Origin of the sequence: Pseudomonas sp. Irchel s3a18, assembly GCF_900187535.1 — a bacterium.
Lineage (GTDB): Bacteria > Pseudomonadota > Gammaproteobacteria > Pseudomonadales > Pseudomonadaceae > Aquipseudomonas.
The window spans coordinates 99,246-115,065 of sequence record NZ_FYDV01000015.1; the positions used below are offsets into that span (position 1 = coordinate 99,246).

Annotated in this window: 16 protein-coding genes; 13 read left to right on the forward strand and 3 right to left on the reverse strand. The window is 62.0% G+C overall.

The window, feature by feature from the left end; all coding sequences use genetic code 11:
• Positions 1-79 precede the first annotated feature (79 nt).
• The 13 genes from CKW29_RS19595 to CKW29_RS19655 all read left to right on the forward strand — a co-directional run bounded on the left by CKW29_RS19595 (position 80) and on the right by CKW29_RS19655 (position 12,661).
• Positions 80-1,351, forward strand: coding sequence for a glutamate-5-semialdehyde dehydrogenase (locus CKW29_RS19595; RefSeq protein ID WP_095145395.1), 1,272 nt, complete (start codon positions 80-82; stop codon positions 1,349-1,351).
• On the forward strand, positions 1,320-2,042 hold the full coding sequence (gene nadD, locus CKW29_RS19600) for a nicotinate-nucleotide adenylyltransferase (protein ID WP_371850655.1): 723 nt from the start codon (positions 1,320-1,322) through the stop codon (positions 2,040-2,042). The genes CKW29_RS19595 and nadD overlap by 32 nt, the downstream gene beginning before the upstream one ends.
• Before the next feature lie 73 nt (positions 2,043-2,115).
• Positions 2,116-2,610: a ribosome silencing factor gene (rsfS, locus tag CKW29_RS19605; protein WP_095148942.1), complete on the forward strand. Its 495-nt coding sequence runs from the start codon at positions 2,116-2,118 to the stop codon at positions 2,608-2,610.
• Between the two features lie 9 nt (positions 2,611-2,619).
• On the forward strand, positions 2,620-3,087 hold the full coding sequence (rlmH, locus tag CKW29_RS19610) for a 23S rRNA (pseudouridine(1915)-N(3))-methyltransferase RlmH (RefSeq protein ID WP_003185785.1): 468 nt from the start codon (positions 2,620-2,622) through the stop codon (positions 3,085-3,087).
• Positions 3,088-3,099: 12 nt separating this feature from the next.
• Positions 3,100-4,995 (forward strand): penicillin-binding protein 2, encoded by a 1,896-nt coding sequence (mrdA, locus tag CKW29_RS19615; protein ID WP_095145397.1) that lies wholly within the window; start codon positions 3,100-3,102, stop codon positions 4,993-4,995.
• A gap of 31 nt (positions 4,996-5,026) precedes the next feature.
• Complete coding sequence (rodA, locus tag CKW29_RS19620) at positions 5,027-6,130, forward strand: rod shape-determining protein RodA (protein WP_176465323.1); 1,104 nt, start codon at positions 5,027-5,029, stop codon at positions 6,128-6,130.
• A 17-nt stretch (positions 6,131-6,147) separates the two neighbouring features.
• A complete protein-coding gene (gene mltB, locus CKW29_RS19625; protein ID WP_095145399.1) occupies positions 6,148-7,158 on the forward strand; it encodes a lytic murein transglycosylase B in 1,011 nt (336 codons plus the stop codon).
• The gene (locus tag CKW29_RS19630; RefSeq protein ID WP_095145400.1) at positions 7,158-8,168 is read left to right on the forward strand and encodes a septal ring lytic transglycosylase RlpA family protein; all 1,011 of its coding nucleotides are present in this window, start codon (positions 7,158-7,160) and stop codon (positions 8,166-8,168) included. The genes mltB and CKW29_RS19630 overlap by 1 nt, the downstream gene beginning before the upstream one ends.
• A 194-nt stretch (positions 8,169-8,362) precedes the next feature.
• Positions 8,363-9,520 carry a D-alanyl-D-alanine carboxypeptidase family protein gene (locus CKW29_RS19635; protein WP_095145401.1) on the forward strand — a complete coding sequence of 386 codons (1,158 nt, stop codon included), beginning with the start codon at positions 8,363-8,365 and terminating at the stop codon, positions 9,518-9,520.
• Positions 9,521-9,599: 79 nt separating this feature from the next.
• Positions 9,600-9,875, forward strand: coding sequence for a DUF493 domain-containing protein (locus tag CKW29_RS19640; protein WP_095080600.1), 276 nt, complete (start codon positions 9,600-9,602; stop codon positions 9,873-9,875).
• Positions 9,875-10,522, forward strand: coding sequence for a lipoyl(octanoyl) transferase LipB (gene lipB / locus CKW29_RS19645; RefSeq protein WP_095145402.1), 648 nt, complete (start codon positions 9,875-9,877; stop codon positions 10,520-10,522). The genes CKW29_RS19640 and lipB overlap by 1 nt, the downstream gene beginning before the upstream one ends.
• Position 10,523: 1 nt before the next feature.
• A complete protein-coding gene (gene lipA / locus CKW29_RS19650; protein WP_095145403.1) occupies positions 10,524-11,546 on the forward strand; it encodes a lipoyl synthase in 1,023 nt (340 codons plus the stop codon).
• 164 nt (positions 11,547-11,710) lie between these two features.
• Positions 11,711-12,661 carry an LD-carboxypeptidase gene (locus CKW29_RS19655; RefSeq protein ID WP_095145404.1) on the forward strand — a complete coding sequence of 317 codons (951 nt, stop codon included), beginning with the start codon at positions 11,711-11,713 and terminating at the stop codon, positions 12,659-12,661.
• Positions 12,662-12,810: 149 nt separating this feature from the next.
• Here the strand turns inward: CKW29_RS19655 and CKW29_RS19660 are convergent, their stop codons facing one another.
• The 3 genes from CKW29_RS19660 to holA all read right to left on the reverse strand — a co-directional run bounded on the left by CKW29_RS19660 (position 12,811) and on the right by holA (position 15,797).
• A complete protein-coding gene (locus CKW29_RS19660; RefSeq protein ID WP_095145405.1) occupies positions 12,811-14,130 on the reverse strand; it encodes a lytic murein transglycosylase in 1,320 nt (439 codons plus the stop codon).
• A gap of 70 nt (positions 14,131-14,200) precedes the next feature.
• Complete coding sequence (gene arfA / locus CKW29_RS19665; RefSeq protein WP_095080609.1) at positions 14,201-14,356, reverse strand: alternative ribosome rescue factor ArfA; 156 nt, start codon at positions 14,354-14,356, stop codon at positions 14,201-14,203.
• 403 nt (positions 14,357-14,759) lie between these two features.
• On the reverse strand, positions 14,760-15,797 hold the full coding sequence (holA, locus tag CKW29_RS19670; protein WP_095145406.1) for a DNA polymerase III subunit delta: 1,038 nt from the start codon (positions 15,795-15,797) through the stop codon (positions 14,760-14,762).
• Between the last annotated feature and the right edge of the window lie 23 nt (positions 15,798-15,820).

Here is a 15,820-nt window from a genome sequence, read left to right on the forward strand (position 1 = left end):
TCCGCCCGTCACCGCTGTTAGTAGGAGAGCGCGGCAGCTATAATCTTCCGTTTCCTCTTTGCCAAGACCACACCAGACCATGACTGAGTCCGTTCTTGACTACATGACCCGATTGGGTCGCGCTGCCCGCGACGCTTCCCGCGTGATCGGCCGTGCCAGTACCGGGCAGAAAAACCGTGCCCTGCTGGCGGCTGCCAGCGCGCTGGATGCCGCTCGCGACGAGTTGACCGCCGCCAATGAACTTGACCTGGCCGCTGGCCGGGCCAATGGGCTTGAGCCGGCCATGCTCGAACGTCTGGCCCTGACCCCGGCACGCATCGATGGCATGATCGTCGGTTTGCGTCAGGTGGCGGCGTTGCCCGACCCGGTAGGCTCGATCCGCGACATGAGTTATCGGCCGTCAGGTATCCAGGTCGGCAAGATGCGCGTGCCCCTGGGTGTGGTGGGAATCATCTATGAGTCGCGGCCGAACGTGACCATCGATGCCGCGAGCCTGTGCCTGAAGTCGGGTAACGCGACCATCCTGCGCGGTGGTTCCGAGGCGATTCACTCCAACCGTGCCATTGCCGCCTGCATTCAGCGCGGCCTGGCCGAGGCCGGCTTGCCGGCGGCCGTGGTGCAAGTGGTCGAAACCACCGACCGCGCCGCCGTTGGCGCGCTGATCACCATGCCCGAGTACGTCGACGTGATCGTGCCGCGCGGCGGCAAGGGCCTGATCGAACGCGTCAGCCGCGATGCCCGCGTGCCGGTGATCAAGCACCTGGACGGCATCTGCCATGTCTACGTCAGTGCTCACGCCGAGCTGGCGAAGGCCCAGCGCATTGCGTTCAATGCCAAGACGTACCGCTACGGCATCTGCGGCGCCATGGAAACCCTGCTGGTCGACCAGGCGGTCGCCAAGGACTTCCTGCCGGCCATGGCTGCCCAGTTCCGCGAAAAAGGCGTTGAACTGCGTGGCTGCGAGCGTACCCGCGGCATCATCGACGCCGTGGCGGCGACCGAGGAAGACTGGAACACCGAATACCTGGCGCCGATTTTGTCGATCCTGGTGGTCGATGGCCTGGACCAGGCGATTGAACACATCAACCATTACGGCTCGCACCACACCGACTCGATCGTCAGCGAACACCAGGGCGAGGCCCGGCGTTTCGTGGCCGAAGTCGATTCGGCGTCGGTGATGATCAACACGCCAACCTGCTTTGCCGATGGATTCGAATACGGATTGGGTGCCGAGATTGGCATTTCTACTGATAAGCTGCACGCCCGCGGCCCGGTGGGGCTCGAAGGTCTGACCTGCGAGAAGTACATTGTGGTCGGTGATGGCCAGTTGCGCGGTCAGGAGTCGGTCTGACTTGGGCGACCTCGGCAAAAGCGCCGCTGCGACTGCCCTCGAACCTCGGCCTCGGCGCATTGGTGTCTTGGGCGGGACCTTCGATCCGGTGCACGTTGGCCATTTGCGCGGTGCGCTGGAAGTGGCCGAGTCATTGACGCTCGATGAGGTGCGCCTGACGCCCAGCGCCAGGCCGCCACATCGGGATACGCCGCAGGTATCGGCGCTTGACCGTCTGGCGATGGTCGAATGCGCGGTAGTTGGGGTTGCACCGTTGAAGGTGGACGACCGCGAGCTCAAGCGCGACAAACCGTCCTACACTATCGACACCCTGGAGCTGATGCGCGCGGAACTCGCCGCTGACGACCAGTTGTTTCTGCTTTTGGGCTGGGACGCATTTTGCGGCCTGCCCACTTGGCACCGCTGGGAAGAGTTGCTCCAGCATTGCCACATCCTGGTGCTGCAACGCCCGGATGCCGACAGCGAACCGCCGGATGCCTTGCGCAACCTGCTGGCAGCGCGCTCGGTGAGCGACCCGCTGGCCCTTGATGGGCCGAGTGGACAGATTGCATTCGTCTGGCAGACACCGCTCGCGGTATCCGCCACCCAGATCCGTCAACTGCTGGCCAGCGGTAAGTCGGTACGTTTCCTGGTGCCCGACGCGGTCCTGGCCTACATCGATGCGCACGGGCTTTACCGTGCGTCGAACTGAATAGGAGTGCTTCAAGGCACGTGGCAACAACGTGTATTGAAGCGCCCGAACATACGAGCAAAACGAGTTTTATATGACTGACAAAGACGTAACTAAAGTAAAGCGCAAAGGCACGTTCAAGAGCGCCCCGCTGCCAGTAGAGGCTGCCACCGGCCCGGCGCTTGTCGGCGAAGCGCTGGTCAAGGTCTCCGTGGCGGCCCTGGAAGACGTCAAGGCCCAGGACATCCTGGTGATCGACGTTCGTGAAAAGCAGAGCATCACTGACTACATGATCATCGCGACAGGTACGTCCAACCGTCAGATCGGCGCGATGCTGGACAAAGTCCGTGAAGCGGTCAAAGCCCAGGGCGTCAAGCCGCTGGGTGAAGAAGGCAAGGGCGACAGCGACTGGGTGCTGCTGGACATGGATGATGTCATCGTGCACATGATGACCTCCAATGCCCGCCAATTCTACGACCTGGAGCGTCTGTGGGAAGGTGCCGAGCAGAGCCGTGCCGCCGATGGCAAGCACCACAGCCCTGAAGTCGGCCACGAGCACTTCACCAAGCTCAACAAAGACCAGCAATAAGGGCTCGCTGTGCGACTGCGACTGATCGCCGTCGGTTCACGCATGCCCAAGTGGGTGGAAGAAGGCTGGCATGAATATGCCAAGCGTCTTCCTTCCGAGCTGGCGCTTGAACTGGTGGAAATACCGCTCAATACCCGTGGCAAGAATGCTGACGTGGCGCGTTTCATTCGCCAGGAAGGCGAAGCCATGCTGGCCAAGGTCGGCCCCAACGAGCGCATCGTCACCCTCGAAGTCCATGGCAAGCCGTGGAGCACGGAGCAGTTGGCCGTGGAACTCGATCGCTGGCGGCTGGACTCACGCACGGTCAACTTCATGGTCGGCGGCCCCGAGGGGCTGGCGCCGGAAGTGTGCGCGCGGGCGGATCAGCGCTGGTCGTTGTCGCCACTGACCTTGCCGCACCCGCTGGTGCGGATCCTGATCGGTGAACAGCTGTATCGTGCCTGGACAGTCTTGTCCGGCCACCCTTACCACAAGTAGTTCTACGCGCTCATGTCTCAGCCGATCCGCATCAAGGACCACGAAAAAGACGCCCGTCTGGTGCGTAGTCGCGTCGTGTTCGGCGCCATTGCGGTCGTGGTGCTGATCTGCGTGCTGATCGCGCGGTTGTATTACTTGCAGGTGATTCAATACGAGTACCACTCGACCCTGTCGGAAAACAACCGTGTCCACGTTCAGCCGATTCCGCCGACCCGCGGCTTGATCTTCGACCGTAATGGCGTGGTGATTGCCGATAACCGGCCCAGCTTCAGCCTGAGCATGACGCGCGAACGCTCCGGCGATTGGCAGCAAGTACTCGATGTAATCGTCGAAGTGCTGCAGCTGACACCCGAAGACCGGGCGATTTTCGAAAAGCGCATGCGCCAGGGGCGCCGGCCTTTCGAACCGGTGCCGATCCTGTTCGAACTGACGGAAGAGCAGATTGCCCGCATTGCGGTCAATCAGTTCCGCTTGCCAGGCGTTGAAGTGGTTGCGCAGTTGGTGCGTCACTACCCGCAGGGGGCGCATTTCGCGCACTCGGTCGGGTACATGGGGCGGATCAACGAAAAAGAACTCAAGACCCTCGACCCGGTGAACTACAGCGGTACCCATCACATCGGCAAAACCGGTATCGAGCGCTTCTACGAGCCTCAACTGCACGGGCAGGTCGGCTACGAAGAGGTCGAGACCAACGCCCGTGGCCGTGTGTTGCGGGTGCTCAAGCGTACCGATCCGATTCCCGGCAAGGACATCATCCTGAGCCTGGACATCAAGCTGCAGGAAGCCGCCGAGGCGGCACTGGGCGGGCGTCGTGGCGCGGTGGTGGCACTGGATCCGAACACCGGCGAAGTGCTGGCGATGGTCAGTCAGCCCAGTTTCGACCCGAACCTGTTCGTGACCGGCATCAGTTTCAAGGCCTACGCCGAGCTGCGTGATTCCATCGACCGGCCGTTGTTCAACCGCGTGCTGCGCGGCTTGTACCCACCGGGTTCGACCATCAAGCCGGCCGTGGCGATTGCCGGGCTGGACGCCGGCGTGGTGAGCGCCTCGTCCCGGGTTTACGACCCGGGCTACTACCAGCTGCCCAATTACGATCACAAGTACCGCAACTGGAACCGTTCGGGTGATGGCTATGTGGATCTGGACACGGCGATCATGCGGTCCAATGACACCTATTTCTATGACCTGGCCCACAAGCTGGGGATTGATCGGTTGTCGGCGTACATGAACAAGTTCGGTATTGGCCAGAAGGTCTCACTGGACATGTTCGAAGAGTCGCCAGGCCTGATGCCGTCCCGCGAGTGGAAGCGCGCCACCCGTCGCCAGGCCTGGTTCCCGGGCGAAACCCTGATTCTGGGGATCGGCCAGGGCTACATGCAGTCGACTCCGTTGCAACTGGCGCAAGCCACGGCACTGGTGGCGAGCAAGGGCAAATGGATCCGTCCGCACCTGGCCAAGACCATCGAGGGCGAGAAGCCGGTGGATGAAAACCCGATCCCGGACATCATCCTGCGCGATCCAGCGGACTGGACCCGGGTCAATCACGGTATGCAGCAAGTGATGCACGGCGCCCGTGGTACGGCGCGTAAAGCGGCCATCGGTTCGCAGTACCGGATCGCAGGCAAGTCGGGTACCGCCCAGGTGGTGGCGATCAAGCAAGGCGAGAAGTACGACCGCTCCAAGGTCCAGGAACGCCACCGTGACCACGCCTTGTTCGTCGGCTTTGCCCCGGCCGACAACCCGAAAATTGTGGTGTCGGTGATGGTCGAGAACGGTGAGTCCGGCTCTGGCGTCGCGGCACCGGTGGTGCGACAGGTCATGGACGCCTGGCTCCTGGACCAGGACGGCCGGCTCAAACCTGAGTTCGCCAGCCCTATCAGCGCGGAGGCTACGGCCCGTGAAGAGTAATTTTGATCGCATCCTCTCCAGTGAAGATGTGATGCGTCGTCGCGCGACACTGCTGCAACGCCTGCATATCGACGGCCCGTTGCTGATCCTGCTGTTGATCCTCGCCGCCGGCAGCCTGTTCGTGCTGTATTCGGCCAGCGGCAAGAGCTGGGACCTGCTGGCCAAGCAAGCCACGTCCTTCGGCATTGGCCTGGTGTCGATGATCGTGATCGCCCAGTTCGAGCCGCGGTTCATGGCACGCTGGGTGCCACTGGGCTATGTGGTCGGCGTTGTGTTGCTGCTGGTGGTGGACATCATGGGCCACAACGCCATGGGGGCAACGCGCTGGATCAACATTCCCGGGGTGATTCGCTTCCAGCCCTCGGAATTCATGAAAATCATCATGCCGGCGACCATTGCCTGGTACCTGGCCAAGCGCAGCTTGCCGCCGCAGCTCAAGCACGTCGGTATCAGCCTGCTGCTGATCGGCGTGCCGTTCATCCTGATCGTGCGTCAGCCGGACCTCGGGACCTCGCTCCTGATCCTTGCCGGCGGTGCGTTCGTGCTGTTCATGGGCGGGCTGCGCTGGCGCTGGATTGTCAGTGTGCTGGCCGCGGCGGTGCCCGTGGCGATTGCCATGTGGTTCTTCGTCATGCACGACTACCAGAAGCAGCGCGTGCTGACCTTCCTCGACCCGGAAAGCGATCCGCTGGGCACTGGCTGGAACATCATTCAGTCCAAGGCCGCCATCGGTTCCGGTGGCGTATTCGGCAAAGGCTGGTTGCTGGGCACCCAGTCGCACCTGGACTTCCTGCCGGAAAGCCACACCGACTTCATCATCGCGGTAATGGGCGAGGAGTTCGGCCTGGTGGGCATCTGTGCCTTGTTGCTGGTTTATCTGTTGTTGATTGGCCGTGGGCTGGTGATTACCGCCCAGGCGCAGACATTGTTTGGCAAATTGCTGGCCGGTGCGCTGACGATGACGTTTTTTGTTTACGTTTTCGTCAACATCGGTATGGTCAGTGGCCTGTTGCCAGTGGTGGGGGTGCCGTTGCCGTTCATTAGCTACGGCGGAACTTCGCTGGTAACGCTGCTGTCAGCGTTTGGGGTTTTGATGTCGATCCATACCCATCGTAAGTGGATCGCGCAAGTTTGAATAAGGTGAAGATTTCAATGCAAGTAATGCGTGGCTGGGCGACTCGATACGCACCCTGGGTCGGCCTGGTAAGCATCCTTGGCACGGCGCCTCAGGCGCTGGCCGGCGAATATGAAGGCTCGCCCCAGGTGGCCGAATTTGTCGGTGAAATGACCCGCGACTACGGCTTCGCCGGAGAGCAATTGATGGGCGTGTTCCGTGAGGCGCAGCGCAAGCAGTCGATTCTCGACGCGATCTCACGGCCCGCCGAGCGGGTCAAACAATGGAAAGAATATCGCCCGATGTTCCTCACGGATGCGCGAATTGCCCGCGGCGTGGACTTCTGGCGTCAGCATGAGGCCGTTCTGGCCCGTGCCGAGCAGGAATACGGTGTGCCGGCCCAGGTGATCGTCTCGATCATCGGTGTCGAGACCTTTTTTGGTCGTAATACCGGCAACTATCGGGTGATCGACGCCTTGTCGACCCTGGGTTTCGACTACCCTCCACGTGCCGAGTTCTTCCGCAAGGAGTTGCGTGAATTCCTGCTGCTGGCCCGGGAAGAGCAGGTCGACCCGCTGACGCTCAAGGGGTCGTACGCCGGCGCCATGGGGCTGCCACAATTCATGCCGAGCAGTTTCCGCGCCTATGCGGTGGATTTCGACGGCGATGGCCACATTAATATCTGGACCAACGCCGACGACGCCATCGGCAGCGTTGCCAGCTACTTCAAGCGCCACGGCTGGGAAGCCGGGCAGCCGGTGGTCAGCCGCGCCGAAGTGCGTGGCGATCAGGTTGACGAAGGTTTGACCGTTGGCATTGAACCGGTGAAAACCGTTGGGGAGTTGCGAGCCCTGGGCTGGTCGAGTCATGATGCGCTGCGCGACGATATGCCGGTCACCGCGTTTCGTCTGGAAGGCGACAATGGCCCGGAATACTGGATGGGCCTGAAGAATTTCTACGCGATCACGCGTTATAACCGCAGCGTGATGTACGCCATGGCCGTACATCAGTTGTCTGAGCAGTTGGTCCAAGCACGGGGCGTCAAGTAATGCTGGCATCGCCAATCCGCACACCCTTGAAGCTGGTGGCTTTCGCTGCGTTGTCGATGCTCGTGGCCAGTTGTTCGACCAGTCGCGCGCCGCAACCCAAGGCACCGGCCGCGGCACGCCCCGCGCCGGGCCTGGACATCAACCGCGCCCACAAAGACGGCGCGCCGTGGTGGGATGTGGACGTTTCACGCATTCCCGACGCGACACCGACCCTGCACACCGGTGCTTACAAGGCCAACCCTTACACGGTGCTGGGCAAGACGTACTACCCGATGCCCGAGTCCAAGCGCTATGTCGCCACGGGCACGGCGTCCTGGTACGGCACCAAGTTCCATGGCCAGAACACGGCCAACGGCGAGGTGTATGACTTGTACGGCATGAGTGCGGCCCACAAGACGCTGCCGCTGCCCGCCTATGTACGCGTCACCAACCTGGACAACCATCGTACGGTGATCCTGCGGGTCAACGATCGCGGGCCGTTCTACTCCGATCGCATCATCGACTTGTCCTATGCGGCGGCGAAGAAGCTCGGTTATGCCGAAACCGGCACGGCGCGGGTCAAGGTCGAGGGCATCGATCCTCAGGAGTGGTGGGCGGCCAAGGGCCAGCCGGCGCCGCTGATGCTCAAGGAGCCACAAATCGCGCAGAATAGCGCCCCGGTCATCACCGCTTCCGCCGGCAAGGTTGAACAATGGACGCCGCCGCCGCAGCAACACGCGGCCGCCGTGATACCGGTGCAGCTTGAAACAAAGAAAAACGCTTCGCTAGCAGCTTCTGGCCAGTATCTGCAGGTGGGCGCGTTCGCCAACCCGGACGCTGCAGAGCTCCTGAGATCGAAGTTGAGCTCGATGGTGAGCGCCCCGGTGTTCATCAGCTCCATCGTGCGTAATCAACAGACGCTGCATCGGGTTCGCCTGGGGCCAATCGCCTCCCAAGGTGAAGTTGCCCAAGTGCAAAACAGTGTGCGCCTGGCCAATCTCGGTTCGCCGAGCCTGGTGACGGCCGAATAAGCAATGCCTGATTCAAGGTTCACTTGCGGTGTGAGGGGTGAACCTGGTTGTTGGCTCGTTGTAGAACAAGAACCCGGCAAGGGTCGCAGAGTGAACAACTGAACACGCGACAATCCTCAGGCCTTGTGCGGTGAAGGTTGTCAGATTAGTTTTGCCCGCAAGGGCAAGTTTCCATTAGCGATTTCGAGAGACGGATGAACATCACCACCTTTGCCAAACGCCTGTTCCTGCTAGTCCCGCTGCTCCTCTCACCGGCCGCTTTCGCGGTCGAGATGATGCCGTCGCCACCGCAACTGGCCGCCAAAGCCTATGTGCTGATGGACGCCAGCAGCGGCAACGTGCTTGTCGAGAACAACGGTGACCAGCGTCTGCCGCCCGCCAGCCTGACCAAGCTGATGACCGCGTACATCGCGACGCTGGAAATCCGTCGTGGCCAGATCGGTGAAAACGATCCGGTGACCGTCAGCGAAAACGCCTGGCGTACCGGCGGTTCGCGGATGTTCATCAAGGTCGGCTCCCAGGTCACTGTCAGCGACCTGCTGCACGGCATCATCATCCAGTCGGGCAACGACGCCAGTGTTGCGCTCGCCGAGCACATCGCCGGCAGCGAAGACGCCTTCGCCGACATGATGAACAAAACCGTTGGCGACCTGGGTATGACCAACAGCCACTTCATGAACCCGACCGGCCTGCCAAACCCTGAGCACTACTCGTCGGCTCACGACATGGCTACACTGGCTCGCGCGATCATTCACGAAGATCCGGCTCACTACGCGATCTACTCGCAGAAAGAGTTCTTCTGGAACGGTATCAAGCAACCGAACCGCAACCTGCTGTTGTGGCGCGACAAGACCGTCGACGGTCTGAAAACCGGTCACACCGACGAAGCGGGCTACTGCATGGTGTCCTCGGCGGTACGTGATGGCATGCGCCTGATCGCCGTGGTGTTCGGTACCAACAGTGAAACCGCTCGTGCGGCCGAAACCCAGAAGCTGCTGACCTACGGTTTCCGCTTCTTCGAAACCCAGACCTTCTACCAGAAAGGCGCCGAGCTGGCTCAGGCTCCTGTCTGGAAGGGCACCACCAACCAGGTCAAGGCCGGCCTGGCACAAGACCTGACCATGACCCTGCCAAAAGGCCAGCTGAAAAAGCTCGCTGCCAGCATGACCATGAATCCACAACTGATCGCGCCGATCGCCAAAGGCGACGTGATTGGTAAAGTCGAAGTCAAACTGGACGACAAGGTGGTGCACAGCGCTGACCTGATCGCGCTGGACGGGGTCGACGAAGGTGGTATCTTCCGCCGCATGTGGGATAGCATCCGTCTATTCTTCTACGGCTTGTTCAACTGATTAGTGTGGACCTGCATGGCCCCGCTCCCATCCGGAGCGGGGCCATGTCCGTTGCCACGGCTTACGAGGCCGTTACGCCATGACAGATACCGAAGTAAAGGCGCCAAAGATCGAATTCCCTTGCGAGGATTACCCGATTAAGGTGATCGGCGATACCGGTGTGGGCTTCAAGGACAAGATCATCGCGATCCTGGAGAAGCACGCCACCGTAGACCACAAGACCCTGGCCGAGCGCCAGAGTACCAATGGCAAGTACACCACCATCCAGTTGCACATTATCGCGACCGGCCAGGAACAGCTCTACGACATCAACAGCGAGTTGCGCGCGACCGGTTTCGTGCACATGGTGCTGTGATGTCCGAACCGCTGGGCTTTCGCGAGCTCGGCCAACTGGCTTACGAGCCGGTCTGGCATGCCATGCAACGTTTCACCAATGAGCGTGGCAGCGAGCGGGCCGATGAAATCTGGCTGGTCGAGCACCCGCCGGTGTTCACCCAAGGGCAGGCCGGCAAGGCTGAACACTTGTTGCTGCCCGGCAATATTCCGGTGGTGCAGGTCGACCGGGGTGGTCAGGTAACCTACCACGGTCCGGGCCAACTGGTGGCTTATCTGCTGCTGGATGTGCGCAAGCTGGGGTTCGGTGTGCGTGACCTGGTCAGCCGGATGGAGCAGTGCCTGATCGAACTGCTGGCCAGCTACGGCGTCACCGCCGTGGCCAAGGCCGATGCGCCGGGCGTCTACGTCAACGGTGCGAAGATCGCTTCTCTGGGTCTGCGGATCCGCCACGGTTGCTCCTTTCATGGCCTGGCCCTGAACGTGGATATGGACCTTGAGCCGTTCCGACGGATTAACCCCTGTGGCTACGCTGGGCTGGCAATGACCCAGCTGCGTGACCATGCAGGGCCGATTGAATTTGCCGAGGTAAGTGCCCGGCTGCGCGCGCAGCTCGTCAAACACCTCGACTATGCTGAGCAGACGACCCTAACGGGCGGAATCGACTGATATGACTACTGATGCAGTGCAAACCATGATCCCGACGCTCGATGTCACCGAGCGTCCGGCCCCGCGTGCCAAGGTTGAAGCCGGCGTCAAGCTGCGCGGCGCCGAGAAGGTTGCACGTATCCCGGTGAAGATCATTCCGACCACGGAACTGCCGAAAAAGCCTGACTGGATTCGCGTGCGCATCCCGGTGTCCCCGGAAGTCGACCGGATCAAGGCCTTGCTGCGCAAACACAAGCTGCACAGCGTCTGCGAAGAAGCGTCCTGCCCGAACCTGGGCGAGTGCTTCTCCGGTGGTACCGCAACCTTCATGATCATGGGTGACATCTGCACCCGCCGTTGCCCGTTCTGCGACGTCGGCCACGGCCGTCCGAAGCCACTGGACGTCAACGAACCGGAAAGCCTGGCCATCGCCATTGCTGACCTGCGCCTGAAGTACGTGGTGATCACCTCGGTGGACCGCGACGACCTGCGTGACGGCGGCGCCCAGCACTTCGCCGACTGCATCCGCGAAATCCGCAAGCTGTCGCCGAACGTGCAGCTCGAGACCCTGGTGCCGGATTACCGCGGCCGCATGGACATCGCGCTGGAAATTACCGCCGCCGAGCCGCCGGATGTGTTCAACCACAACCTGGAAACCGTGCCACGCCTGTACAAGGCGGCGCGTCCGGGTTCGGACTATCAGTGGTCGCTGACCCTGCTGCAACGCTTCAAGCAGATGATGCCGCACATCCCGACCAAATCCGGGCTGATGCTGGGCCTGGGCGAGACCGACGAGGAAGTCATCGAAGTCATGAAGCGCATGCGCGAGCACGACATCGACATGCTGACCCTGGGCCAGTACCTGCAACCGTCCCGCAGCCACTTGCCGGTGCAGCGTTTCGTGCACCCTGACACCTTCGCCTGGTTCGCCGAGGAAGGGTACAAGATGGGCTTCAAGAACGTCGCGTCCGGCCCGCTGGTACGCTCTTCGTACCACGCCGACGAGCAGGCGAAGCTGGTCAAGGCCGAGCTGATGTCGTCCTGATCCGGTACGCCCGCAAGACCTGAAAAGTCTTGCGGGCGTTCTTTGTTGTGCTGCCCGCTGCCACACCAGCCTGTTCCCGCAACCTGCGGGGTGGTTGAACCTCTTCTGTTTGTCCCCGTTCCTGACTACTGTGTGTGCAAGCCGTCACGCAGGGAGAATCACGGATGACCACTCGCTCCACCCTCATCATTAGCGAACACACCCCCGTCCCGGCATTGCCGGCTGAAGGGCGCATTGGCGTCATTGCACCGGCGGGTCCGGCGGCACTGGAGGCCGAGAAGGCGCTGCAGTGGATGCGGATGCGGGGCTACTCGCTGCGGATCTTCCCCGGTGTCCTGGAAAAGGATGGTTACCTGGCCGGCAGCGATGAGGTCCGCCTGAAGGACCTGCATGACGCATTTACCGATCCGGCCATCGACGCCATCCTCTGTCTGCGTGGGGGATACGGCAGCCCTCGCTTGCTTGACCGTATCGACTATGAGCTGCTGCGGCGCCATGCCAAGCCGTTCGTCGGCTATAGCGACATAACGGCATTGCACCTGGCGATCAGCCGCTACTCGGGGTTTGTCACGTTTCACGGGCCGATGCTCAACGCGGACCTGTTGGGGGACAAGCAGCAACCGACCGAGGCATCGTTGTTCAGCCTGCTCAGAGGGCAACTGAAAGCCGGCAGTCTGTTGGCGCACCCGGTGGCCTACCCGTTGACGACTATCGAGCCTGGCATCGCTCACGGGCGTTTGCAGGGCGGGAATCTGTCGATGATCGCCGCCACCCTGGGGACGCCGTTCGAAATCGATGCCGACGGGATCATTCTGTTCATCGAGGACATCAACGAGCCGCTGTATCGCATCGACCGACTGCTGACCCACTTGCGACTGGCCGGAAAATTAAATCGGTTGCGCGGAGTGTTGGCGGGGGATGTGGCCGGCGTGGACAGCGAGGCGCTGGCGCAGTTACTCAAGCAGACCTTCGCGCCGTTCGGTATTCCGGTGCTGGCCGGCTGGCGCAGCGGGCACTGCGACCCGAACCTGACCTTGCCGATGGGAGCGTTGGTAACGCTGGATGCGGGGAGCAAGACGTTGGTGCTGGAGCAGGATGTGGTGATAAGACCTTAAGGCGGCATCGCCTGCTACCTGATTGTTCTCACGCTCTGCGTGGGAACACAGCCCGTGACGCTCTGCGTCACATCCAGAGCGGACGCTGAGCGTCCATTGAGGCATTCCCACGCCGAGCGTGGGAACGATCAAAGCCGGCTCGTACGCGATTAGCGGTTACGCAAACTATCCAGCAGCTTGCGCGTCGGATAGCCGTCCGCCGGCCAGCCAAATGACTGCTGGGCTGCGCGAATGGCTTTGCGGGTGTTGGCGCCGATGATGCCGTCGGGGTTGCCGGCGTCATACTGGTTGGCGCTGAGCAGGGTCTGCAACTCAATGCGCTCGGTGCGACTCAACGGCAGATCATCCTTGGGCCATTCGCCGTTGATCCGGCCAGCGTCGCTGAAGCGTTCCGACAACAGGTTCACCGCCAGTGCGTAGGACGACGAATTGTTGTACTTGAGCACCGCACGGAAGTTGTCGAGGATCAGGAAGGCCGGGCCGCGATAGCCGGCGGGCAGCAGCAGGGCGGCGGACAGCTGCTCGGAGCCTGCGGGTACGCTGGCGCCATTGGGCAGCTTGACGCCCAGTTGGGTCCATTCGGCGACACTTTTGCGGATGGCGCCGTCGGCCAGCGCGTAATTGAAGGTGCTCGGCACTGTGACTTCAAAGCCCCATGGCTGGCCTTTCTGCCAGCCGGAGCTTTGCAAGTAATGAGCGGTCGAGGCCAGCGCGTCGGCCGGGCTGTTCCAGATGTCGCGACGACCATCGCCATCGAAGTCCACGGCGTGCGTGTTGTAGGTGGTCGGGATGAACTGGGTCTGGCCCATGGCGCCGGCCCAGGAGCCGAGCATCTTCTCGGGGGCGATATCACCCTGTTGCAGAATCTGCAGTGCCGCCAGCAATTGCGCGTGGGCAAATCCCGGACGCCGGCCTTCGTAGGCCAGGGTCGCCAGCGAGCGAATCACCGACTTGTCGCCCTGGAAGCTGCCGAAGTTGCTTTCCATTCCCCAGACGGCCACCAGGACCTGGCGGTCGACGCCATAGCGCTGTTCGATGGCGCTCAGGGTGTCGGCATACTGGCTGAGCAGTGCCTGGCCTTTACGCACGCGCAGTGCGGATAGAGCGCCGTCGAGGTATTCCCACACCGGGCGAGCGAACTCAGGCTGGCTGCGGTCGGCACGGATAACGCTCATGTCCGGCGTGACGCCGGCAAAGGCGCGGTCGAACAGGGACGGGTTGATACCGGCGGCGAGGGCGTCCTTGCGGAACGCGGCCTGCCATTGCTCAAACGTCTGGCTGGGTTGGATCTCGAGGTTTTCTGTCGGTACGACGGGCGCAATGACGGCCGGGGCGGTTGTAACCGGGGCAGTCTGAAGCGGTTGGGCGTCGGCGGCGGTCGGTTTTTCCGCGCAGGCAACAAGCAGAACAAGGCTGGAAGCCGCAATCAGTTGGCGCAGGTGCCAACGACGGGAAATACAAAAGGGCATGCACAGGTCCAGAGAAAACGAATCAGGTGTCGACCTTATCATGACCGGAGGGCTGGAGGGGCCTCACCTTTCAAGCGGCCAGAAAGCAAGAAGCCTCCCAGCTTTTAGACTGGAAGGCTTCGCGGCGGTAGCTGCCTTTGCCCTTGGCCGGTTGTTCCTGACGGCTGCGGAACAGTGGCTGGGCGACGATGGACTTGGCCTTGTTGGGCCGCTTGTTTCTGCTCATGGGCGATACTCTCGCTGGTTGGGTTTTTGCGGGGCAAATCATCGGCCGAAGAGGCGCTTCTGTCCAGTCCCCGCGTTCAGGGGTTGAGCGCGGTCCCTGTGGCGAGCGGACTCGCCCTAATGCCGGTCAGTCAAGGAGATGAGGTCGAATGTGTAGGAGCGAGCGTGCTCGCGATGAACTCAAGAGCAACGCGTTTAATCAGAAAGCACGCGTTATCGTTAACGTCCATCGCGAGCACTCGAGCGTCGACCGGCTACTCCTACTCAGGTCGGCGTTCGTTGCCCGCGTTCGGCTGCGAAGCCGCCGCAGAGACGTTGAATGCGGTCCGTCAGAGGAAATAAAGTTGTCGGATCTGGGGTCGCTTCGCAACCCAGCGGGAGCAAGCGCCCTCGCCACAGAAGCGTTACTCGGCGGGCAAGCTCAGGCGCTGGCCGGCCATCAACAGCGACAGACGGCTGAGGCTCATCCACGGCGAGCCGGCGGCCTGGCCCTTGATCTGTGCGTCGATGCGTTGCGCTTCGAGCAGCAGTTGCGCCCAGCGCGGTGCCGAGTAGCGTTGCAGGGCCTTGCTCATCAGCGGCTTGCGCTTGTCCCAGACCGGCGGTCGGGCCTGGCTGAACGCTTTGTCCAGCGGTACGCCCTGGCTGTATTGCAGCGACAGGTTGGCCAGCAGGCGCAGTTCCCGGGCCAGGGCCCAGAGGATGACCGGCGGCTCCACGCCTTCGCCGCGCAAGCCTTCAAGCATGCGCAGTGCATGGGCGGCTTCACCGTTGAGGATCGCATCGGTGAGCCCGAATACATCGAAACGCGCACTGTCGGCCACGGCCGCCTGCACGGTTTCTACCGTGATCTGGCCACCTTCGGCCATTAACTTGAGCTTTTCGATTTCCTGGGCGGCGGCCAACAGGTTGCCTTCCACCCTGGCAGCGATCAGTTCAACGGCATCCTGGCTGGCGGACAGCCCGGCCTGGGACAGGCGCTGGCGAATCCACTGCGGCAGCTGGCTGGCATCGACCGGCCAGATTTGCACGAACTGGGTCTGCGCACCTTCGACCAGCGCCTTGCCCCATTTGGTTTTCTGCGCGCTGCCGTCAAGCTTGGGCAGGCTGATCAGCAGCAGCGTATCTTCTGCCGGTCGCGAGCAGTATTCCATCAGTGCCGCTGCGCCCTTGTCACCCGGCTTGCCGGACGGCAGGCGCAGTTCCAGCAGGCGCTTTTCGGCGAACAGGGACATGCTGGCACCTGCTTGCAGCAGGGTGCCCCAGTCGAAACTGGCGTCGGCGCTGAATACCTGGCGCTCGTCAAAACCTTGCTGGCGGGCAGCAGAGCGGATGGCGTCGGCGGCTTCCTGGCACAACAGCGGGTCATCGCCGCTGATGATGTACACCGGAGCGAGGGCACCTTGCAGGTGTTTGCCGAGTTGGGCGGGGGCGAGTTTCATAAGGCGGGGCAAACGGGGCGCAA